Below are 21,633 nucleotides of genomic sequence, written 5' to 3'. Positions count from 1 at the left end.
AAAACCATACTGCGGGAAGATGGGCAGAGACCTTTCACATCGTTCACTCACGTTTTCCGCGGCCCTCACTTGCCTATGAACAGGCGAACATCCAGCGCTCTTGGTAAACTAGGACATCCTTTTTATGAGGCTGGTATTGACGGGGTAGCTCACCGCCACATCCGCCTTGTTACTTGCTTGTATTCCTTGCCATTTTTTCGGTGTTACCCAGGTGAATGAGGCTGATTCACAGCAAAAGCCCGAATAAGTTGGTACCCAAATGCGTAGACCTGAATGCTCCTAGATACTGCAACCCCACAAAACTCGCGCCCTGAGCCGTCACGCCGCTTCAGCGTTGCGCCGATGATGGACTGGACCGACCGCCACTGCCGGTTCTTCCTGCGCCTGCTATCCCGGCACACCTTGCTCTACACCGAAATGGTCACCACCGGTGCCCTGCTGCACAACGACGCGCACCGTTTCCTGCGCCACGATGTGTCCGAACATCCGCTTGCCCTGCAGCTGGGCGGCAGTGTGCCGGCCGACTTGGCGGCCTGCGCGCGCCTGGCCGAACAAGCGGGCTATGACGAGGTGAACCTCAACGTCGGCTGCCCCAGCGATCGGGTGCAGAACAACATGATCGGCGCTTGCCTCATGGCCCACCCGGCGCTGGTGGCCGATTGCGTCAAGGCCATGCGTGATGCGGTGTCGACGCCGGTGACGGTGAAGCACCGCATTGGTATCAATGGCCGTGACAGCTATGCAGAACTGTGCGACTTCGTCGGGCAGGTACGGGACGCCGGGTGTCGCAGTTTCACCGTGCATGCGCGCATCGCGATTCTCGAAGGGCTTTCGCCCAAGGAGAACCGTGAGATCCCGCCGCTGCGCTACGACGTGGCTGCGCAGCTGAAAGCGGACTTTCCGGACCTTGAGATCGTGCTCAACGGTGGCATCAAGACCTTGGCCGAGTGCCAGATGCACCTGGAGACGTTCGATGGGGTGATGATGGGGCGCGAGGCGTACCACAACTCGTATGTGCTGGCTGAAGTGGATCAGCTGCTGTTTGGCAGTGCTGCGCCGGTGGTCAGCCGTAGCGAGGCAATGGCGCAGTTGCGGCCCTATATCGTGGCGCATATGGAAAGTGGCGGTGCGATGCATCACGTCACCCGGCATATTCTGGGGTTGGGCCAGGGCTTCAAAGGGGCGCGGCGGTTCCGGCAGTTGCTGTCGGCGGATATTCACAAGGCGCCGGAGCCGCTGGCGGTGTTCGACCAAGCGGCGGAGTTGCTGCAGGGGCGGTAAGGGGGGCTGGCGGGCCCCATCGCCGGCAAGCCGGCTACCACAGATCGCGGGTGAAGCTTTCAAGGTGGTGGGGAACCTCGTGCTGGCGGGTGACTCAAATCATCACCCCAGACAATTCGCCACCGCCCCGCTGGCCCCTTGAGCGGCCGTCGGGGCTCGGGTAATGTCGAGACATCGCACAGGACAGAGCACGCCATGACTTCCAAGCTGGAACAACTCAAGCAGTTCACCACCGTGGTCGCCGACACCGGGGACCTGGACGCCATCACCCGCCTCAAGCCGGTCGATGCCACCACCAACCCGTCGTTGCTGCTCAAGGCTGCCGCCATCCCGGGCTATGCCGACCTGCTCAAGCAGGTCAAAAGCGATGCCAAGGGCAATGTCGACCTGGCGTGCGACAAGTTCGCCGTGGCGGTGGGCGCGGGCATTCTGAAAGTGATCCCTGGGCGCATCTCCACCGAAGTGGATGCACGCCTGTCGTTCGACGAACCGGCACTGCTGAGCAAGGCCCGCCAACTGATCGAGCTTTACCAGGCCGCCGGCATCTCCAAAGACCGCGTACTGATCAAGCTGGCCTCCACCTGGGAAGGCATCCGCGCCGCCGAGCAGCTGGAGAAGGAAGGCATCCAGACCAACCTGACCCTGCTGTTCTCCTTCGCCCAGGCACAGGCTTGCGCCGATGCCGGGGTGTTCCTGATTTCCCCGTTCGTGGGCCGTATCTATGACTGGTACAAGAAGAGCACCGGCCAGGAATACGTGGGCGCCGATGACCCGGGCGTCCAGTCGGTCACGCGCATCTACAACTACTACAAGGCCAACGGCTACGACACCGTGGTCATGGGCGCCAGCTTCCGCAACATCGGCCAGATCGAGCAACTGGCTGGCTGCGATCGCCTGACCATCAGCCCGGAGCTGCTGCAGCAACTGAGCGATGACCAGGGCGAGCTGCCGCAGGTGCTCAAGCCGGGCAATGCCGGCGAGGCCAAGCAGGTGCTCAGCGAAAGCCAGTTCCGCTGGGCGATGAACGAAGACGCCATGGGTACCGAGAAACTGGCGGAGGGCATTCGCCAGTTCGCCCGTGACCAGGAGAAGCTGGAAAAGCTGATGGCTGACAAAGCCTGATACATTTTAGGTTTGCCAGGCGGGCGGTGAATGTTCAGCATTTTCCGCCCGCTTTGCTTTAGCCTTGCAACAAGCGTTCTGAATTCAAAGGCCTGTTCGCGACGGTTCGCCGTGACCCGGCCGATTAGCCACCAGAGCTGTCCATGACTTCCTCCCCTTTGCCCCTTGTTCTCGCCGGCCCTGTACTGCGCCGCCTGGAGCCTCAGCGCCTGGCCATCTGGCTGGTCGGCAGCCAACCCTTGCAGCTCGCGTTCAGCTTGGACGGCGCGGCCAAGGTGGATTGCCAGGTCGTACCGATCGGTGAGCACGCCTTCATCCACCTGCTGGACATCGACTTTGCCCAACCGCTGCCCTGCAACGTCGAACTCGAATACGACCTGCTGATCGACGGCCAAGGTATCGCTGACTGGGCGCCGCACCTGCTCTACCCAGGCCGCCAGCGGCCAAGCCTGGTGCTGCGCGACCGCTTGGATCAGCTGCTGCACGGTTCTTGCCGCAAACCGCACCACCCCGCTGCCGATGGCCTGCTCTGCGCAGACAGGCTGCTACAGGCCTGTACGCGCCCCGAAGAGCGCCCGGCCGTGCTGTTGATGACCGGGGACCAAGTCTACGCCGATGATGTAGCAGGGCCGATGCTACGGGCCATTCATGCGCTGATCGAGCGCCTAGGCCTGTTCGATGAACACCTGGACGGCGCAGTCGTGGCCGACAGCAAGTCGCTGTATGACCACCCGGCCAGCTATTACCATCGTGCCGACCTGCTGCCGGCCCAGGAACGTAACGAAACCCTGCGCGAGCGATTCTTCGGCGGCAAGCGCAAACCCATCTTCTCCTCAAGCAATGCCGACAACCATCTGGTGACGTTCGCCGAAGTCATGGCCATGTACCTGCTGGTCTGGTCACCCACCCCTTGGCAACTGGTAGCGCTCGACATGCCTGCGGGCCTTGCCGACCCGCACCAGGCGCGCTACCGCAAGGAACTGCCGCTGATCCAGGCGTTCGCCGACAACCTGGGCCAGGTGGCGCGGGTGATGGCGCACTTACCTTGCCTGATGATCTTCGACGATCACGACATCACCGATGACTGGAACTTATCGGCGCAGTGGGAAGAAACAGCCTACGGCCACCCATTCTCGCGACGCATCATCGGCAATGCCCTGCTCGGCTACCTGCTGTGCCAGGCCTGGGGCAACGACCCGCAAGGCTGCAAGGCGATGGTCGGGCAGTGCCAGGCGCTGGCCAGCCCACAACTGGACAGCCAGCAACACGACGACCTGATCGGTGAACTGCTGCGTTTTCAGGGCTGGCAGTTCAGCCTGCCGAGCAACCCGCCCCTGCTGGTGCTGGACACCCGCACCCGGCGCTGGCGCAGCGAAAGCGACCTGGCCAAGCCTTCCGGCTTACTGGACTGGGAGGCGTTGTGCGAACTGCAGCAAGCGTTGCTCGACCACCCTTCGGCGATCATCGTGTCACCGGCGCCGATCTTCGGGGTAAAGCTGATCGAGACGGTGCAGAAAGTGTTCAGCTGGCTGGGCCACCCGCTGCTGGTAGATGCCGAGAACTGGATGGCCCACCGCGGTGCCGCCCAGGTGATCCTGAATATCTTCCGCCACTCGCGCACACCGGGGCACTACGTGATCCTGTCAGGGGACGTGCATTATTCGTTCGTGTACGAGGTGCTGATTCGCCAACGCCAGCGCAGCCCGCACTTGTGGCAGGTCACCAGCAGCGGGATCAAGAATGAATTCCCCCGCCGCTTGCTGGACGTGCTGGACCGGCTCAACCGCTGGCTTTACTCGCCGCGCTCGCCGCTGAACTGGTTTACCCGGCGGCGCGAGATGGAGGTGGTGCCGCGCACGCCCAGCCAGAGCAAGGCTGGGGAGCGCCTGTGGAATGGGGCGGGGCTGGGGCAGGTGTTCTTCGATGAGCAGGGACGCCCGGCACGGGTGTTTCAGCTGGATGCCAAGGGGGGTGAGGCTACGGAGTTTGCGCGGCCGGACTAGCTGATGCGGCCCTTTGGCGGGTTACCCGCCAAGGGCCCAGGCAGCCGCCAGGTCAGGAGCGCTCCAGCGCATTCACCAAGTCATGGAAGGCTTCACGGTTGGAGTCATTCAGGCCCATCAGAATCTTGTGCGCCTCCAGCACCTTGGAGCGCACCACCTCTTCGTTCTGGTCCTGGGATGGGAGGTCGGTCAGGCATTCCGGGCAAGGCACCGGGCGATCGACAATGTTGAACACCTGATCGAAGCCCATCGATTGCAGCAGGCGCGAAATATCCGGGTTGGTGGTGACCACGGTCGGCAGCAGGCCGACCTTCTGCCGCGACAGGATCGACAGCTTGGCCAGCAGCCCCAGGGTGGTGCTGTCGATGCTCTCGGTTTCGGTGAGGTCGATGACGATGGCCGAGAAATTCAGCGCGGTGAAGATTTTCTCGATCGTCGCATCCAGTGCCGAACACAAGGTCAGGCGCACTTCACCGACGAATTTCAGCACGAAGGTACCGCTTTGCTCGGCGAACTGGATTCTACCGGTACTCATTGAAGGTTCCTGCTTAACACCAATAGGGCGATATCATCCGGCATCTCCCCAAGCGTAGCCAATCCAAATCGTTGGCGCAGCCCATCCAGGCTACCACCCGCTGCCTTGACGATCTCCGGCAAGGCGGCTTCTTTATCTTTGAGCGTGTCCCCTGGCAAAAGGTCCAGGATGCCGTCTGACATCAGTGTCAGGCTGAACTGCGGTGGCAGTTCCATCACCAGGTCCTGGTAGGTGGCCTCATCGAACAGGCCCACCGGCAGGCCACGGCCTTCCAGGTAGCGGGCCTGGCCTGGGGTATACAGCACCGGCAGCGGCAAGTGGCCGCCCACAGCATAGGTCAGCAGGCCGGTTTCTTCATCGATCACACCACCCACCATGGTCACGTGCTTGCCCAGCTTGCAGTTGATCAGGCCACGGTTGATGTGGCTTAGCACTTGCGAAGGCTTGAATTCACGCAGCTTGCTGCTGCGCTTGAATTCGAACATCAGCCGGGTGGTCATGAACTTCAGCAGCACGGTGACGAACGCCGACGACGCGCCATGCCCGGAGACATCGGCAAGGTAGAAGGCAATACGCCGTTCATCCACGCGGAAATAGTCGGCGAAGTCGCCAGACAGGTACAGCGACGGGATGATCTGGTGCTCGAAGGCGAACTCCCCGGCAACCCAGGGGCTCTCTGGCAGCATGTTCATCTGCACCTGACGACCGGCAGTCTGGTCCTCCTGCAACAGGTGCAGGCTGGCCTCCAGTTCCCGGTTGGCTGCCTCGAGCTTGTCGCGGTAACGCTGGTTTTCCACTACCAGACGCGAACGATCCAGCGCACGGCGCACCGAATGCTCGAGCACGGCAAGGTCTTCCAGCGGCTTGATCAGGTAATCGGCAGCGCCCAGGCGCAAGGCCTCGACTGCGTCGCTCATCACGCCAGCACCCGATACCACGATCACCGGCAACTGCGGCGCCCGCTCACTGACCTGGCGGATCAGCTCAAGGCCGCCCATCTGCGGCATGCGCAGATCGCAGATCACGAGGTCGGGCTGGTGTTCTTCAAAGACCTGGAGCCCCTGCTGGCCATTACCGGCCTGGAGGACGCTGAAGCCACTGTCTTCCAGATAGGCGGCGAGGCTCGCACGGACCACGTCGTCATCATCGATGATCAGCAGCGTTGCACTGATTTTCTGCATGTGGGCGAACGGCGCCGATTTAGGTTGGTGCAGGGGCGTCTGCAAGGCTGACATCCGACTGCTGGAATACTCTGCGGTGACACTCTACTTGAGTTGTAGGCCAAGAAGACGGCCCAGGCAACCGGCAGAGGTACTGTCTAAGGCGCAGACGGTACTCCCATCCGCCAGGCGTTTCAAGCATGCGTGGGTCGAGTTCGGTGCTCTTTACAGGCGAAATCACCGAGAGTTATAAGAAAGCGACCTGTGCAACCCGATGAGAAGGATGCAGCATGCCTACCACGCCCTCCAATCACAGCGAGAAACGCGACTTCATTCGCATGCGCATCGACACCGAAGTCAGCCTGCTGTATGCCGGCCAGGTGATCGCAGCGGTATGCCTGGACCTGTCCAGCAGCGGCATGCAGGTGCAGGCGCCGCAGCGTTTTCAAGTAGGCGACACCCTGGAGGTACGGATCGATTCCGACCACCCTGCCCTCAAGGGCCTGCATGCCAGCGCCGAAGTGGTGTGGATCGCCGACCAACCCGGCGGGCAGCAGAAATTTGGCCTGCGCATCTTGGCCATGCATTGATCTGTTACGAAAAAGGCGAGCCGGAGGTTGGTGCCGATACTCGCTGCCCGGGCTATTGCAGCGCTGCTGTGGGGCTGCTGCGCAGCCCAATCGCCGGCAAGCCGGCTCCCACCACGACCGTGCAGTGCTTCAGGCCTGCGCTTTAGCTGTGGGAGCAATTGTCTTGCTCAACTTGTAAAGCTGCCGCGATTCCTGTGTGAGCCGGCTCGCCGGCGATTGGGCCGCACCGCGGCCCCAGGTCCCTCGGCTGACAGCCATCACCCGATGGTCGCCAACCTCGTGTCCCTCAATCAAAAATCGTCTTCGACCTCGCCATCCTTGACCTTGAACTCGCGGTTCTGCAGGTAGGCATTGCGAATGAAGATGTACTTGTCACCCTGAATCAGCTTTTCAGCCGACAAAAGGCTGGCCCGGGTATCGACCACATCCAGGGCAAAGATTGAGTTGCGGGTCGGCACATGGTCGATGTAGCGGTACGGCTTGGTGTAGCCGTCCGGGTATTTCGCCAGGCCATCGCGAACGGTGCTCGGGCCCAGCAGCGGAATGACGACGTACGGACCGCTGGGCAAACCCCAGTAACCGAGCGTCTGGCCGAAGTCTTCGTCGCTGCGCTGCAGGCCCATCTTGGTGCCCACATCGAAGAAGCCGCCCAGGCCGAAGGTGGTATTGACTATCAGCCGCGCTGTATCAACGCCGGCCGCATGCGGCTTGAGCTGCAGCACATTGTTGGCCAGGTTGGTGACATCGCCCAGGTTGCGGAAGATATTGTGGATGCCATCTTCGAGGAACTGGGGGGTGACAGCCTGGTAGCCCTGGGCCAATGGCTTGAGGGCATAGGTGTCGAGGACATCGTTGAAGCGGAAGATCGGCCGGTTGACCGCCTCCCAGGGATCGTCCTCGGTGGCCGCCTGGGTAGCCGCCACAGGCGCCAGCAGCAAGCTGGCACAGACACAGGCCTGGGTGACTCGCTCGATCACACCGGCACCGATCCTACGCATAGATGTTTCTCCATCGAATTTCTCGGCCGCTGGCGCAACGCATGCGCCGCAGGTAAGGCGGCAGTATAGAGGCTTGCGCGCTGATAAACACCCTTACACAGTTTTCCTAAATAATTGTGAGCAGTTACTACAAGTCACAGAGACGTAACAATCGCTGGCTAGCCTGCGGCATATTTGGGGAGGTTTACATGCATGATGCACCTGCCTTCACCGCTGTGCTGTTCGGCCTGCGTGGTTGCCTGGTCCAGGCTGCCAATGGCGACCCCTCACCCGCACCCGGCGCCCTCGACACCCTGGCCGGCCTGCGCCGCAAGCAGGTGCCATGCATCTGGCTCGATGACCTGAGTAGCCCACAGGGCAAACGCTTGGCCAGCGTGCTGCCGGACTGGTTACCGGGGCACACGGCCAATGGTGTGCGATGGCCGGCGCCCAATGCCTGCTGGCAGGCGCTGATGGCGCTGGACAGCCAACGCCTGGACGGCTGCGTATTGGTCAGCGGCGAGCCGCGGCTGTTGCAATCGGGCCTCAACGCCGGGCTGTGGACAGTCGGCCTGGCCGCCTGCAGCCCATCCTGCGACCTCGGCTCGCAGCAATGGCAAGCCATGACCCCGCAGCAGCAGGAGCTGGCACGGGGCAAGGCCACGCTGGACCTGTTCCGTCTGGGCGTGCACTCGGTGATCGATCACCTCGAAGCGCTAGACACCTGCCTGACCGACATCGCCCAGCGCCGCGGCAAGGGTGAAAAACCCTGACACAGCAGCGTTGACACGGATCATGCAAAGCAACAGCGGGTGGATTACGCTAGAAGACAGGTGCGAACCTTTGCCGCTTCGCTGAGGTCCATGCCTTGCCAAGCCATTGATGGAGAACAGCCAATGCCTGCCCGCGAATTGCAAGAGCGCTTGAACAGCTTGCGCGAGCAACTGGATCGAAACGTACCGCTTACCGATGAGGAGCTGGCCGCGCTGCATGAGGAAGCCAGACAGATCGAGGCGCAACTGAAGCTTGAAGAAGCCACACCAGACAACAACCTGGTCGATGGTGTGAACCTGGCCATAGAGCGTTTCGAGGCCGAGCATCCCGACCTCACCGCCACCCTGCGCAGCATTGCCAACTCGCTGCACAGTATGGGGATCTGAAACGGCAAGGGGCCGCTTCGCACCCCATGCCGGCAAGCCGGCTGCCACAGATGCTGCGCCACCGTTAAGAGCGGCGCTGGTGCCTGTGGCAGCTGGCTTGCCGGCGATGGGGCGCGAAGCGGCCCCAATCACTCGAACCTTACTGGCGCACCAGGCGCACGTTCTCAGGGCTGATCGCCCCGGTGCTGCGGTAGGGGTTGATATCCAGCCCGCCACGCCGCACATAGCGTGCATAAACCGTCAAATGCTCCGGCTCAAGCAGGTTCTTGAGGTCCAGGTAGATCCGCTCTACACACTGCTCATGAAAATCGGCATGCTGGCGGAAGCTGATCAGGTAGGTCAGCAGGCTCGCAGGGTCCAGCGCCCTGCCCTTGTACTCGACCACCGCACTGCCCCAATCCGGCTGGCCGGTTACCGGGCAGTTCGACTTGAGCAAGTGACTGTGCAAGGTTTCTTCCACCACCCGCTCGGGGTTGCAGCGCAGCAACTCTGGTTGCGGCTGCTCGTAGTTATCGATGGTCACATCCAATGCATCGATGCACTGGCCCGGCAGCGCCACCACGCCTTGCGCCTCCACTTCTGCCAAGGTGCGCACCTGCACGCTAACAGGCTTGCCGGCGGCGGCCGACAGGTCTTTCGCTAGGCATGCCTGCAACTCGCCGAGGGTGGCGAACACCGTCTGGTTCAGTGAGTTCAGGTAGAGCTTGAACGACTTCGATTCGATGATGTTCGGCGAATCGGCAGGGATGGCGAACTCCCCTATCGCCACCACAGGCTTGCCGGACGGCAACAGCCAGGACAGCTCGAAGCAGTTCCAGTAATCCACCCCGTGCCACGGCAGGGTCTGGGCGGTCACACCCAGCTCGGCCCACTTGGCCGTGCGCGGGATAGGGAAGAGCAACGAAGGCGTGTAGGTGGCAATGTATTCGCTGGATTTGCCCAGCGGGGAATGTTCGGCGGCGGGATGCATGGAAACTGACCTGAAGGTTCGGAAATGCCCTTAGTCTACCGGTTTTACAGCCCGCCTTGGAGCGCCAGTCACTCGATGGTCAGTGGCCCGACCATGCCGGCCTGGTAATGCCCAGGTACGTTGCAGGCGAATTCGATGGGCGCCGACTGGCGGAAGGTCCAGGTCAACTCGGCGCGCTGGCCGGGCTGCACCAGGACTGTGTTGCCAGCATCATGGCCGTGGGCACCATGGTCCACCTGGCCATGGCCCGTCCCTTCGTGATTCATGCCAGCGATGAACAGCTTGCCTTGCATGGCGATCATTTCTTTCTGGTGCTGGGCGTGCATGGCCTTGTCGCCCAGGTTGAACTCATGGGGCAGCTTGCCCTCGTTGATCAGGACGAACCGTACCGTCTCACCCGCCTTGACGTGCAGGTTGGCGGGCTCGAAGGCGATGTCCTTGAGCACAACTTCAACCGTGCGTGTGGCCTTGGCCGCCGGGGCCGGCTCGCCGAAAGCGAAGCTTTTGCCAGTGTCGGCGAGGGTGGGCAGGCTTACCAGGGCAAGCGCAGCGGCGATGAACAGGCGTTTCATGATGACTCCAGACTTGCAGCGGATATGCGGCCAATTTAGAAGGGGCTGACTGGCAGCGACCTGACGGCAAGATTACAACTTTGTCAGCTTGGGCGGCGGCCGACAGAGTCACGTATCATTTCAGCCCTTACACCGCCCATCTGGACGCCGCATGAAACTGCTGATTGTCGAAGACCAGGCCCGCACCGGCCAGTACCTGAGCCAAGGCCTCAGCGAAGCCGGCTTCGCCACCGAGCTGGTCGCAGACGGCGAAACCGGGCAGCACCTGGCGCTTACCGGCGATCACGACCTGCTGATCCTCGATGTGATGCTCCCGGGTCGCGACGGCTGGCAAATCCTCCAGGCGGTGCGCCAGGCGGGCCTGGACACGCCGGTGCTGTTCCTCACTGCCCGCGACGCAGTGGAGGACCGTGTGCACGGCCTGGAGCTGGGTGCCGACGATTACCTGGTCAAGCCTTTCGCCTTTTCCGAACTGCTGGCCCGGGTTCGCAGCCTGCTACGCCGCGGTGCCAGCCCCAGTCAAGAGACGCAGCTGGCCTTGGCCGACCTGCGCCTGGACGTGTTGCGCCGCCGGGCAGAGCGCGCCGGCCAACGCATCGACCTGACCGCCAAGGAGTTCGCCCTGCTTGAATTGCTGCTGCGTCGGCAAGGCGAAGTGTTGCCCAAATCGTTGATCGCCTCGCAAGTGTGGGACATGAATTTCGACAGCGACACTAACGTCATCGAGGTCGCCATCCGCCGCCTGCGCCTGAAAATCGACGACCAGCACCGCAACAAGCTGATTCACACCGTACGCGGCATGGGTTATGTGCTCGAAGAGCGCCACGACTGATGCGCAGGCTTTCCCTTGGCAGCCGCCTGGCCCTGTTGTTCGCCGCGTGTACCGCTGCCGTTTCGCTGGGCGCGGGGCTGCTGTTCAACCGTGCCAGCGAGCAACATTTCGTCGAGCTGGACCAGCAACTGCTCGAATCACGCCTGTCGCTGTTACGCACCCGGCTTTCCGGCCTGCAACGCCCTGCCGACCTGCACCCGCAGCTGGCAGCCCTGCGCCACGAGCTCAGCCACCAGGCCGACCTGGCCTTGCGTATCAATGGCAGCGATGGCAGCCCTTGGTACGCCAGCCGCCGCGCGCTGCCAGACGCGCCGGCCAACCCAGGGCTGGCAACGCTCCATGCCGACGGTATCGACTACCGCAGCCTGGCCGTGCCGCTCAACGACAGCGCCCGCCTTACGCTGTTTCTCGACATCACCCATCACCAGCATTTTCTGCAGGGCATGCAACGCCTGATCTGGTTCACCGTCGGCCTGTCCGCGCTGGCCACGGCACTGCTTGGCGCCTGGGCCGCGCGCCGCGGACTGAAGCCATTACGGCAGATGGGCCAGGTGGCCGCCAGCGTGTCAGCACGCTCGCTGACCACCCGCCTGCCGGTGGCGCAGCTGCCCGAAGAACTGGCAGAACTGGGCACTACCGTGAACGCCATGCTGCAGCGCCTGGATGACGCCTTCCAGCGCCTGTCGGCGTTCTCGGCCGATATCGCTCACGAGCTGCGCACGCCGCTGTCAAACCTGCTGACCCACACCCAAGTCACCCTCACCCGCCCACGCAGCCTTGAGCAGTACCGCGAAGCACTGCACGGCAACCTCGAGGAGCTGCAGTGGATGGCGCAGATGATCAACGACATGCTTTTCCTGGCCAAGGCCGACCATGGCTTGCTGGCACCAGGCCAGGCAATGCTGATGCTGCATGACGAAGTGGACGCGCTGCTGGAGTACTACACGCCCCTCGCCGAGGACAACGCAGTGCAGCTGCTGCGTGAGGGTGAGGCGACGCTGAAGGGCGACCGGCATATGCTGCGCCGGGCACTGTCCAACCTGCTCGATAACGCGCTGCGATTTACCCCGGCAGGCGGGCAGATATGCGTGACGCTGGGGCCTGGTGGACAGGTGTGCGTGGCCAATACCGGCAAGGCGATCGAGGCGGCTTCATTGCCCAGGCTGTTTGACCGGTTTTATCGGGTGGACCCGGCGCGCCGCGAGGGCAGTAGCGAACATGCCGGGCTGGGCCTGGCAATCACCCGGTCGATCATCCAGGCCCATGGCGGGAGCATCCGGGCACAGTGCGAGAACGGTTGGACGCGGTTTTTGATCGAGTTCAGCGAGCCGCTATAGAGACCGGGGGCGCTTTGCACCCCCCATGATCTCAGTGACCGATCAGCCCGCCAGGCCGATCGCCGGCTGCACCTGCGAAGCGCGGTATGCCGGATAGATGGTCGCCAGGAAGCTCATCACCAGCCCGGCGGTGCAGATGATCGCCACATCCCCCCACTGCAACTCGGAAGGCAGACTGCTGATGAAGTACACATCCGAGGTGAAGATGTGCTGCCCGCTCACCCGCTCCAGCCAGCCGACGATCTGGCTGACATTGAACGCAGCGATCACCCCGAGCACGCCGCCGATCACTGTGCCGACAATACCGATCAGGCTGCCCTGAACCATGAAGGTGCCCATGATCTGCGCCGGGGTAGCGCCCAGGGTGCGCAGGATGGCGATGTCCGGCCCCTTGTCGTTCACCACCATCACCAGGGTGGCGATGATGTTGAACGCCGCCACGGCGATGATCATCAGGAGCAGCAGGCCGATCATGGTCTTTTCCATCTTCATGGCACTGAACAGGCTGCCCTGGGTGTGCGACCAGTCATCGGCGCGGTAGGCATCGCCCAGGCTGGCAGCAATGGCCTTGGACACCTGCGGCGCGGCATACAGGTCGTGCAGCTTGAGGCGCACGCCCTGTACCTGGCCGGGCGCCCAGCGCTGCATCTCGCCGGCATCGGCCACATGCATGTAAGCCTGCGAACCGTCCAGCTCGGCCCCCACCTTGAAGATACCGACCACGGTCAGGCGCTGCATGCGCGGGGTGATGCCGCCCGGCTCCTTGCTGATTTCCGGCACGATCAGGGTCAGTTTGTCGCCGGTATTGAGACGGAACCGGCGCGCAGTCAGCTCGCCGATCACCACCCCGTACTCACCCGGCTGCAGGGCCTGCAGGCGCCCCTGCACGATGTGCTGGCCGACGATCGAGACCTTGCCTTCTTCGGCCGGGTCTATGCCGCTGACCTGGATAGGCTGCATTGCACCTTTGTAGGAGAGCATGCCCTCCATCTCGGTGATCGGCGCAACCGCCATCACGGCCGGGTTTTGCAGCGCTGCATCGGCAGCCTTGCGCCAGTCGTCCAGCGGCTGCACGCCGAGGATGCTGGCGTGTGGCACCAGGCCGAGGATGCGCGAGCTCATCTCGCGCTGGAAGCCATTCATCACCGACAGCACCACGATCATCGCCAGCACGCCCAGGGACAGGCCGATCATCGAGGTCATCGAGATGAACGAGATGAAATGGTTGCGGCGCTTGGCACGGGTGTAGCGCGCACCGATGAACAAGGGCAAGGGTCTGAACATGTAAAACACCCACTGAAAAAGTTGCGGGGCGGCTCAGGCCACCCCGTGCGCGCGGCTCAGATCGCCACCAGATGACCGTCGTCGAGTTTCAGCACACGGTCCATCTGCCGTGCCAGGTTGAGGTCGTGGGTCACCACCAAAAATGCCGTGCGCGAGGCGCTGGACAGTTCCTGCATCAACTCCTGGATGCCTTGGGCGGTGTGGTGGTCGAGGTTGCCGGTCGGCTCATCGAGCATGACCAAGCCCGGCCGGTTGACCAGCGCGCGGGCAATGGCCACCCGTTGCCGCTCACCCCCCGACAGCTCGGCCGGCTTGTGGTGCAGGCGGTGGCCCAGACCGACACGCTTGAGCAGTGCCTCGGCGCGCTCACGGGCCTCGGGGATCGCGGTGCACCCGATCAGCAGCGGCATGCACACGTTCTCCATGGCGGTGAACTCGGGCAGCAGGTGGTGGAACTGGTAGACAAAGCCCAGCTCGCGGTTGCGCAGCAGGCCGCGGGCCCGCTCGCCAAGCGCCGACAGCTCTTCGCCGGCCAGCCAGACGCTGCCTTGGGTCGGCCGATCGAGGCCGCCCAGCAGGTTGAGCAAGGTGCTCTTGCCCGAACCGGAACTGCCGACGATGGCCACCCGCTCCCCGGCGTGCAGCTCGAGGTTGAGCCCGGCCAGCACTTGCACCGACTCCGGGCCCTCGTCGTAGGACTTGCCCAAATTGCGGCAACTCAGAACGGCTTTATCACTCATGCGCGACTCACTCATAACGTAGCGCCTCTGCAGGCTGGGTGCGGGCCGCACGCCAGGCCGGATACAGGGTGGCGAAGAAACTCAGGACCAGCGCCGCACCGCAGACCATGTACACGTCCTGGGCCTGGATCTGCGAGGGCAGGTAATCGATGAAATACACATCAGCGTTGAGGAACTTGTGCCCGATCAATTTCTCGATGCCGGCAATCGCCGCGCTGACGTTGAGCGCAGCGAGGATACCGACCACGGCTCCGATCAGGGTGCCGATCACGCCGATCACCGTGCCCTGAACCATGAAGATGGCCATGATCTGCCCGGGGGTGGCGCCCAGGGTACGGAGAATGGCGATGTCACCGCGCTTGTCGTTGACCACCATGACCAGGGTGGAAATGATGTTGAACGCCGCCACCGCGACGATCAGCAGCAACAGCAGGCCGATCATGGCTTTTTCCATGCGGATCGCCTGGTACAGGTTGCCGTGGGTACGGGTCCAGTCGCGGCTGTAGTACTCCTGCTCACCCAACTGCTGGGCAATGCTCCAGGCCACACGCGGGGCCTGGAACAGGTCGTCGAATTTCAGGCGCAGGCCCTGTACCTGGTCCGGCTTCCAGCGGTGCAGGCGGGACAGGTCGGCAATATTGGTCAGGCCCAGGTAACCGTCGATCTCGCCAGCACCGACGTGGAAGGTGCCGACCACGGTGAAGCGCTTCATGCGTGGGAACATGCCGGCGGGGGTCACGCTGACCTCCGGGGCGACGAAGGTCAGCTTGTCGCCGATGGCCACCCCCAGCTTGGCGGCCGCCTTGTCGCCGATCATGATGCCCCACTCGCCCGGCGCCAGCTGGTCCAGGCGGCCTTGCTGAATGAAGTTGTCGATGATCGACACCTCACGCTCGCGGGCTGGGTCGATACCGTTGAGCAGCACCTTCTGCACCTTGCCATCGTGGGTCAGCAGGCCCTGCATCTGGGTATAGGGCGCAACCGCCAGCACCTGCGGATTCTGCTTTACTTGTTGGGCAAGGGCAGGCCAGTCGTTGATCGGCTGGCCGCTCTCAAGCGTGGCGTGAGGGACCATGCCCAGCACGCGGGTACGCATCTCGTGGTCGAAACCGTTCATGACCGAGAGCACCACGATCATCACCACCACGCCCAGGGCGAGGCCGATCATCGAGGTCAGGGAAATGAACGAGACGAAGTGATTACGGCGCTTGGCACGGGTGTAGCGCGTACCAATGAATGCGAAAAGAGGTCTGAACATGTCGGGGCTTGTTCGGATGAAAGGGAACGTCCTTGTGGCGAGGCGCCTGCGGCGGCTTTACACTCGGACCACCGCCGCTACCATGGGTTCGCCATGACGACATTAGACGAAGAAGATCGCCGCGAATACTACCGCATCGAAGATCGGATCGCACTGGAAATCAGCCCCCTGAGCGCGGCCGAAGCCCTTGAGCCAGAACTGTTGCAGGATGATTCACCACTGTTCAACCTGCTCAGCGAGCTGCACCTGTCCGACTTCGAGTCCCAGCACCTGCTGCGTCAGTTGAGCGAAAAGGACCGCACCCTGGCGGCGTTCCTGCGGGCGCAGAACAAGCGCCTGGACTTGCTCAGCGCGGTGGTCGCGCAAACCCTGATCGGCGAGATCGGCCAGCCCCAGCGGGTGATCATCTCCGAAGGTGGCATCGAGTTCGCCCAAGCCCAGCAGATCGCCCCTGGCACCCGGGTCAAAGTGAAGATGGTGTTGATGCCCCGCGCCCACGGCCTGCTGCTGCGCGGCAAGGTCACCCACTGCGACCCGCGCGCCGATGGCAGCTTCGAACTGGGTACCGAATTCACCGACATGACAGATGCCCAGCGTCAGTTGCTGGCACGCTACATCCTGCAGCGCCAACAGCAACAACGGCGCCAGCAGCTGGAACAGGGCGACCCTGCCTCCTGAGCCTTTTCATTTTTGACCTGAAGGAACGAACGTGACCCTCATTTATGGCCACCGCGGCGCCAAGGGCGAAGCGCCCGAGAACACCCTGCACAGTTTCCGTCAGTGCCTGTCCCACGGCGTGACCCGCTGCGAACTTGACCTGCACCTGTCGGCCGACAATGAGCTGATGGTCATCCACGACCCTACCCTCAAGCGCACCACTGGGCGGCGCGGCAAGGTCGTCGAACACCCGGCAGCCGATCTGGTCACCTACGATGCGCGCAGGGGCGGCCCAGGCCATGTGCAGCCCTGCCCTATCCCACGGCTGGAAGAACTGTTCGAAAAATGCCCCTTCGAGCACTGGCAACTGGAGGTCAAGAGCGCCTCACGGACCCGGGCCGCCACCACGGTGCTGGCGATTCGGGAACTGGCACAGCAGTACGGCCTGCTGGACAAGGTGACCATCACCTCGAGCTCGCGGGAAGTACTGGGCGCTGCGCTGGAACTGGTGCCTGACGTGAAGCGCGGCCTGGTCGCCGAGTACGCCTGGCTCGACCCACTGAAGGTCGCGCAGAACTATGGCTGCGATCTGCTGGCATTGAACTGGACACTGTGCACGCCCGAGCGCCTGCTCAAAGCACAGGGCCAGGGTTTGCATGTATCGGTGTGGACGGTCAACGAGCCGGCACTGATGCGCCGGCTCGCTGATTTTGGCGTGGACAGCCTGATTACAGACTTTCCCGGTTTGGCCAAGACCACCCTCGGGTAGGGCTGAAATCGGTCTCCCCGACCGGCTCAGGCCACCGGCCGGAGCCGCTCAAAAAAGCCGGTTCAGGCCGTCATAGGCAGCTACCCGATAGGCTTCGGCCATGGTCGGGTAGTTGAACGTGGTGTTGACGAAGTACTTCAGGTTGTTCAGCTCGCCCGGCTGGTTCATCACCGCCTGGCCGATGTGGACGATTTCCGAAGCCTGGTAGCCGAAGCAGTGCACGCCGAGGATTTCCAGGGTCTCGCGGTGGAACAGGATTTTCAGCATGCCTTGCGGCTCGCCGGCGATCTGTGCACGCGCCATGCTCTTGAAGAAAGCCTTGCCCACTTCGTATGGCACTTTGGCCTGGGTCAGCTCCTGCTCGTTCTTGCCAATCGAGCTGATCTCGGGAATGGTGTAGATGCCCGTCGGCACGTCGTTGACGAAACGCCAGCTGCCGTTGTCGACGATGCTACCTGCTGCCGAGCGGCCCTGGTCATGGGCGGCACTGGCCAGGCTCGGCCAGCCGATCACGTCACCGGCACCGTAAATGTTCGGCACGCTGGTGCGGTAGGCCTCGTCGACTTCGATCTGGCCACGGCTGTTGACCTTGATGCCGATGTTCTCGAGGCCCAGCTTGTCGGTGTTGCCGGTACGGCCGTTGCACCACAGCAAGGCGTCGGCCTTGATCTTCTTGCCAGACTTCAGGTGCAGGATGACACCGTTGTCCAGGCCCTCGACCCGCTCGTAGTCTTCGTTGTGGCGCACGGTGATGTTGTTGTTGCTGAAGTGGTAGCTCAGCGCCTGGGAAATTTCCGAATCCAGGAAGCTCAGCAGTTGGCCGCGGTTGTCGACCAGCTCGACCAGTACCCCCAGGCCACTGAAGATCGAGGCGTATTCGCAGCCAATCACACCGGCGCCGTAAACGATCAGTTTGCGCGGGGTGTGGCTGAGGCTCAGGATGGTGTCGCTGTCATAGACACGCGGGTGGTGGAAGTCGATGTCGGCCGGGCGGTACGGACGCGAGCCGGTGGCGATGATGATGTGCTTGGCGTTGAGCTTTTCCACCACGCCATTGGGGCAGACCACTTCGACGGTCTGCTCGTCGGCGAAGCTGCCGGTGCCGAAGAACAGGTCGACGCGGTTACGGGCGTAGTAGCCGGTACGCGAAGCGACCTGCTTGGCGATCACTTTCTCGGCGCTTTTGAGCACGTCCGGGAAAGAGAACCAACGTGGCTCGCCGATGGCACGGAACATCGGGTTGGTGTTGAACTGCATGATCTGCCGCACCGAGTGACGCAGTGCCTTGGACGGGATGGTGCCCAGGTGGGTGCAGTTGCCACCGACCAGGCGACGGCTGTCGACCATCGCCACCTTGCGCCCTGCTTTGGCGGCGTTCATTGCCGCACCTTCTCCGGCCGGGCCGGAACCCAACACCACTACGTCGTAGTTGTAGACAGCCATGCGTACTCCTTCAGAACTGGCCCGCTGGCCATGGTCGCCGCGGGACTCGATCATGCCGCCAGGGCGCCATGAGAAAATTCGGGTGCAGTCTAATCAAGCGTGAACGCCGCGCACATTAACCCTTGGTCGCGTCGTAGGCCAATTTTGCCTGCACTACATGTGCATACACCGATTCCCTGGCAGCTACCTTCCCTGCTTGCGCTTTCACCTGCCTTTGAGCGCACGCTGGTAAGCGGGCGTAGCTCGGGAGACGAAGCCACCCTCTGCCCGAGTCACCAATACCGCCGCCAGGTCATGAGCGATGGCGAAATCCCAGCCGCGCTCCGGCCCGAGGATCAGCAACAGGGTCGAATAGCCGTCGGCCTGCAGCGCCGAGGCATCGAGCACGGTGACGGCAGCCAGGTCATGAGCGACCGGGCGCCCGAGACGGGCATCGAAGGTGTGCGAATAGCGCCGGCCATTCTGCTCGAAATAGTGCCGATAGTCACCCGAGGTCGATACACCCAGGCCATCGACCGGTATCACCTGGCGGGCGATCTGGCGGTCCTCGCGGGGCAATTCCAGGGCGATGCGCCAGAGGCTGCCGTCTGGCTTGCGGCCCACCGCCTTGAGCTCGCCGGTCACTTCGGCGATGAAGCTGGCGATACCCATGGCACGCAGGCGCGCGGCAATCAGGTCCACGGCGTGGCCAGCAGCGATGCTGTTGAAGTCCAGTTGCACCGGAGCATCCTTGCACAACACCTGGCCTTCGACGCGCAAGTGCTGGTAGCCCACACGCAGGCGGGCAGCGGCCAATGCCTGCGCTTCTGGCACCTGTTCATGGCGGGCCTGAGGGCCGAAACCCCAGAGGTCGAGCAGCGGTTCGACAGTGAGGTCGAAAGCGCCATCGGTTTGTTCGGCCAGGTGCTGGCCGAAGGCGACCAGCTCGAGCATGTCTGAGGGCAAGGCCAGGCACCGGTTGGCGGGGAGCTGATTGAACTGGCTCACCGCAGAGTCGCCGCGGTAGGTCGAGTAGTGTTGATCTATGTCCTGAAGGATCGTTTCCACCGCCGCCTGTACCTGGACAGGTGCAGGCCCGCCTGCCTCGCGGACGTACTGGATGCTGTAGCTGCTGCCCATGGCAGGGCCGCCGAGGCGCTCCAGGGTGGGGCCTTGGTTGCAGGCGGTCAGCAGCATCAGGATGAACAGCAGGGCTATGCGCAAAAGTCGGGCTCTCGGTTACCTGCACCGGCTTCAGGGCCCGTAACAGGCTTACCAATGGATTGGGCGCCAGTGCTCCAGCCATGGAGCTGGCCGGGGATGAGGCCATTACAGACACAGTAGAGGCCGGTTCGGTTCAGCAGGCCAAAAAAAACGGGAACCCGAAGGTTCCCGTTTTTTCATTGCCTTACAAGCGAATTAGCGTGGAAACGCAGGCGGGTTCACACCAGCCATGTCTTCCATCACGCGAACCACCTGGCAGCTGTAACCGAATTCGTTGTCGTACCAGACGTACAGGACAACGCGGTTATCGTTGGCGATGGTCGCTTCAGCGTCAACCACACCCGCGTGGCGCGAGCCTACGAAGTCGGTGGAAACCACTTCCTGCGAGCTGACGTAATCGATCTGCTTGTGCAGCTCCGAGTGCATGGCGGTCTGGCGCAGGTACTCGTTGATTTCTTCGCGGTTGGTGGCCTTTTCCAGGTTCAGATTCAGGATGGCCATCGACACGTTCGGTGTCGGGACGCGAATGGCGTTGCCGGTCAGCTTGCCCTTGAGCACTGGCAGCGCCTTGGCGGCAGCGGTGGCAGCACCGGTTTCGGTGATGACCATGTTCAGCGGCGCGGCGCGGCCACGACGGCTGCCCTTGTGGAAGTTGTCGATCAGGTTCTGGTCGTTGGTGAACGAGTGAACGGTTTCGACGTGACCATTGACGATGCCGTACTGGTCGTTGATGGCCTTGAGCACCGGCACGATGGCGTTGGTGGTGCACGAAGCTGCCGAGATGATCTTGTCCTCGGCGGTGATGTCACCGTGGTTGATGCCGTGCACGATGTTCTTCAGCGCGCCCTTGCCAGGTGCAGTGAGGATCACGCGGGCAGCGCCTGGGCAGGCCAGGTGCTGACCGAGGCCGTCGGCATCACGCCATACGCCGGTGTTGTCGACGATCAGGGCGTTTTCGATGCCGTACTGGGTGTAATCGACTTCGCTCGGGTTCTTGGCGTAGATGATCTGGATCAGGTTGCCGTTGGCAGTGATGGTGTTGTTGGCTTCGTCGATGGTGATGGTGCCATCGAACGGGCCGTGCACCGAGTCACGGCGCAGCAGGCTGGCGCGCTTGACCAGGTCGTTTTCGGCACCCTTGCGCACAACGATGGCACGCAGGCGCAGGCCGTCGCCACCACCGGTCTTCTCGATCAGGATGCGCGCCAGCAGGCGGCCGATGCGGCCGAAACCGTACAGGACAACGTCGGTGCCCTTGCGCGCGGATGCGTTCTGCTGGCCCACGACCTCGGCCAGTTCTTCACGCACGAACTGCTCGGCGGTCTTGCCATTGCCTTGCTGTTTGAACTTGTTGGCCAGCTTGCCCAGGTCGACCGAAGCGGCGCCCAGTTTCAGCTCGCTCATGGCTTTGAGCAGGGGGAATGTCTCGTGGACGGACAGTTCGGTTTCGTCGGTCTGACGGTGACGCGCAAAGCGGTGGGCCTTGAGGATCGAGATAACCGAACGGTTGATCAGGCTGCGGCCATAGATCGAGCTCACCACGTTGTTGTTGCGGTAGAGCTGACCGATAAGCGGGATCATCGCTTCAGCCAGAGCTTCACGATCGATCCACTCACCAAGACACTGGTCGGGCTTCTGAGTCACGGGAACCTTCCACATGTAGGGGGAGAAAAAAGGGGCTACATTATGACGCCCCAACGCGTAACCGGCAATGAGCGCCTGTCGTGGCAGCCAAAGCCC

Annotated in this window: 21 protein-coding genes; 10 read left to right on the top strand and 11 right to left on the bottom strand. The window is 62.7% G+C overall.

Annotated elements, in window-relative coordinates:
• Nucleotides 1-273 precede the first annotated feature (273 nt).
• The 3 genes from dusA (at nucleotide 274) to ABRP30_RS08505 (ending at nucleotide 4,406) form a co-directional block, all read left to right on the top strand.
• The gene (dusA, locus tag ABRP30_RS08515; RefSeq protein WP_267822321.1) at nucleotides 274-1,281 is read left to right on the top strand and encodes a tRNA dihydrouridine(20/20a) synthase DusA; all 1,008 of its coding nucleotides are present in this window, start codon (nucleotides 274-276) and stop codon (nucleotides 1,279-1,281) included.
• A gap of 195 nt (nucleotides 1,282-1,476) precedes the next feature.
• The gene (gene tal / locus ABRP30_RS08510) at nucleotides 1,477-2,403 is read left to right on the top strand and encodes a transaldolase (RefSeq protein ID WP_241803187.1); all 927 of its coding nucleotides are present in this window, start codon (nucleotides 1,477-1,479) and stop codon (nucleotides 2,401-2,403) included.
• Nucleotides 2,404-2,546: 143 nt separating this feature from the next.
• On the top strand, nucleotides 2,547-4,406 hold the full coding sequence (locus ABRP30_RS08505) for an alkaline phosphatase D family protein (protein WP_349974568.1): 1,860 nt from the start codon (nucleotides 2,547-2,549) through the stop codon (nucleotides 4,404-4,406).
• Between the two features lie 52 nt (nucleotides 4,407-4,458).
• Here the strand turns inward: ABRP30_RS08505 and rssC are convergent, their stop codons facing one another.
• Complete coding sequence (gene rssC, locus ABRP30_RS08500) at nucleotides 4,459-4,941, bottom strand: anti-sigma factor antagonist RssC (RefSeq protein ID WP_039602918.1); 483 nt, start codon at nucleotides 4,939-4,941, stop codon at nucleotides 4,459-4,461.
• Nucleotides 4,938-6,122: a two-component system response regulator RssB gene (gene rssB / locus ABRP30_RS08495; RefSeq protein ID WP_241803404.1), complete on the bottom strand. Its 1,185-nt coding sequence runs from the start codon at nucleotides 6,120-6,122 to the stop codon at nucleotides 4,938-4,940. Before rssB ends, rssC begins: the two co-directional genes overlap by 4 nt.
• A gap of 269 nt (nucleotides 6,123-6,391) precedes the next feature.
• Here rssB and ABRP30_RS08490 point away from each other — a divergent pair, with 269 nt between their 5' ends.
• Nucleotides 6,392-6,691, top strand: a complete 300-nt coding sequence (locus tag ABRP30_RS08490; RefSeq protein ID WP_349974569.1) for a PilZ domain-containing protein — start codon at nucleotides 6,392-6,394, stop codon at nucleotides 6,689-6,691.
• 290 nt (nucleotides 6,692-6,981) lie between these two features.
• Here ABRP30_RS08490 and ABRP30_RS08485 read toward each other — a convergent pair whose 3' ends face one another.
• On the bottom strand, nucleotides 6,982-7,689 hold the full coding sequence (locus tag ABRP30_RS08485; RefSeq protein WP_012313585.1) for a VacJ family lipoprotein: 708 nt from the start codon (nucleotides 7,687-7,689) through the stop codon (nucleotides 6,982-6,984).
• A gap of 188 nt (nucleotides 7,690-7,877) precedes the next feature.
• Between ABRP30_RS08485 and ABRP30_RS08480 the strand changes: the two genes are divergently transcribed.
• Together ABRP30_RS08480 and ABRP30_RS08475 are read left to right on the top strand one after the other, a co-directional pair.
• Nucleotides 7,878-8,441 carry a phosphonoacetaldehyde phosphonohydrolase-related protein gene (locus ABRP30_RS08480; protein WP_349974570.1) on the top strand — a complete coding sequence of 188 codons (564 nt, stop codon included), beginning with the start codon at nucleotides 7,878-7,880 and terminating at the stop codon, nucleotides 8,439-8,441.
• A 123-nt stretch (nucleotides 8,442-8,564) separates the two neighbouring features.
• Nucleotides 8,565-8,828: a DUF4404 family protein gene (locus ABRP30_RS08475; RefSeq protein WP_241803182.1), complete on the top strand. Its 264-nt coding sequence runs from the start codon at nucleotides 8,565-8,567 to the stop codon at nucleotides 8,826-8,828.
• Between the two features lie 139 nt (nucleotides 8,829-8,967).
• Here the strand turns inward: ABRP30_RS08475 and queF are convergent, their stop codons facing one another.
• Together queF and ABRP30_RS08465 are read right to left on the bottom strand one after the other, a co-directional pair.
• On the bottom strand, nucleotides 8,968-9,798 hold the full coding sequence (queF, locus tag ABRP30_RS08470) for an NADPH-dependent 7-cyano-7-deazaguanine reductase QueF (protein WP_349974571.1): 831 nt from the start codon (nucleotides 9,796-9,798) through the stop codon (nucleotides 8,968-8,970).
• Nucleotides 9,799-9,866: 68 nt separating this feature from the next.
• Complete coding sequence (locus ABRP30_RS08465) at nucleotides 9,867-10,370, bottom strand: cupredoxin family protein (protein ID WP_349974573.1); 504 nt, start codon at nucleotides 10,368-10,370, stop codon at nucleotides 9,867-9,869.
• 151 nt (nucleotides 10,371-10,521) lie between these two features.
• On the opposite strand from ABRP30_RS08465, the gene cinR reads away from it, so the two are divergent.
• Together cinR and ABRP30_RS08455 are read left to right on the top strand one after the other, a co-directional pair.
• The gene (cinR, locus tag ABRP30_RS08460) at nucleotides 10,522-11,202 is read left to right on the top strand and encodes a two-component system response regulator CinR (RefSeq protein WP_267822305.1); all 681 of its coding nucleotides are present in this window, start codon (nucleotides 10,522-10,524) and stop codon (nucleotides 11,200-11,202) included.
• Nucleotides 11,202-12,539, top strand: a complete 1,338-nt coding sequence (locus ABRP30_RS08455) for a heavy metal sensor histidine kinase (protein WP_349974574.1) — start codon at nucleotides 11,202-11,204, stop codon at nucleotides 12,537-12,539. Before cinR ends, ABRP30_RS08455 begins: the two co-directional genes overlap by 1 nt.
• Before the next feature lie 42 nt (nucleotides 12,540-12,581).
• Here the strand turns inward: ABRP30_RS08455 and ABRP30_RS08450 are convergent, their stop codons facing one another.
• Genes ABRP30_RS08450 through ABRP30_RS08440 form a run of 3 tightly spaced genes read right to left on the bottom strand, consistent with a single transcriptional unit; the run spans nucleotide 12,582 to nucleotide 15,821 of the window.
• On the bottom strand, nucleotides 12,582-13,823 hold the full coding sequence (locus ABRP30_RS08450; protein ID WP_241803178.1) for a lipoprotein-releasing ABC transporter permease subunit: 1,242 nt from the start codon (nucleotides 13,821-13,823) through the stop codon (nucleotides 12,582-12,584).
• A 56-nt stretch (nucleotides 13,824-13,879) separates the two neighbouring features.
• Nucleotides 13,880-14,563: a lipoprotein-releasing ABC transporter ATP-binding protein LolD gene (gene lolD, locus ABRP30_RS08445; RefSeq protein ID WP_349974575.1), complete on the bottom strand. Its 684-nt coding sequence runs from the start codon at nucleotides 14,561-14,563 to the stop codon at nucleotides 13,880-13,882.
• A 7-nt stretch (nucleotides 14,564-14,570) separates the two neighbouring features.
• On the bottom strand, nucleotides 14,571-15,821 hold the full coding sequence (locus ABRP30_RS08440; RefSeq protein ID WP_241803177.1) for a lipoprotein-releasing ABC transporter permease subunit: 1,251 nt from the start codon (nucleotides 15,819-15,821) through the stop codon (nucleotides 14,571-14,573).
• Nucleotides 15,822-15,914: 93 nt separating this feature from the next.
• On the opposite strand from ABRP30_RS08440, the gene ABRP30_RS08435 reads away from it, so the two are divergent.
• A complete protein-coding gene (locus tag ABRP30_RS08435; protein WP_115275403.1) occupies nucleotides 15,915-16,499 on the top strand; it encodes a PilZ domain-containing protein in 585 nt (194 codons plus the stop codon).
• A gap of 31 nt (nucleotides 16,500-16,530) precedes the next feature.
• Nucleotides 16,531-17,247, top strand: a complete 717-nt coding sequence (locus tag ABRP30_RS08430; RefSeq protein ID WP_039602806.1) for a glycerophosphodiester phosphodiesterase — start codon at nucleotides 16,531-16,533, stop codon at nucleotides 17,245-17,247.
• A gap of 48 nt (nucleotides 17,248-17,295) precedes the next feature.
• On the opposite strand, the gene sthA is transcribed toward ABRP30_RS08430, so the two are convergent.
• The 3 genes from sthA to ABRP30_RS08415 form a co-directional block, all read right to left on the bottom strand.
• The gene (gene sthA / locus ABRP30_RS08425; RefSeq protein ID WP_241803175.1) at nucleotides 17,296-18,690 is read right to left on the bottom strand and encodes a Si-specific NAD(P)(+) transhydrogenase; all 1,395 of its coding nucleotides are present in this window, start codon (nucleotides 18,688-18,690) and stop codon (nucleotides 17,296-17,298) included.
• A 204-nt stretch (nucleotides 18,691-18,894) separates the two neighbouring features.
• Nucleotides 18,895-19,893 (bottom strand): FAD:protein FMN transferase, encoded by a 999-nt coding sequence (locus tag ABRP30_RS08420; protein WP_349974578.1) that lies wholly within the window; start codon nucleotides 19,891-19,893, stop codon nucleotides 18,895-18,897.
• 195 nt (nucleotides 19,894-20,088) lie between these two features.
• Entirely contained in the window at nucleotides 20,089-21,552 is a 1,464-nt protein-coding gene (locus ABRP30_RS08415; RefSeq protein ID WP_267823920.1) for a glyceraldehyde-3-phosphate dehydrogenase, read from the bottom strand.
• Nucleotides 21,553-21,633 lie beyond the last annotated feature (81 nt).

The sequence above is a fragment of the Pseudomonas sp. WHRI 8519 genome (genome assembly GCF_040224055.2).
Classification (GTDB): domain Bacteria; phylum Pseudomonadota; class Gammaproteobacteria; order Pseudomonadales; family Pseudomonadaceae; genus Aquipseudomonas; species Aquipseudomonas putida_X.
Note: the sequence above shows the minus strand (reverse complement) of the source record. Positions and strands in the feature narration are given on the sequence as shown.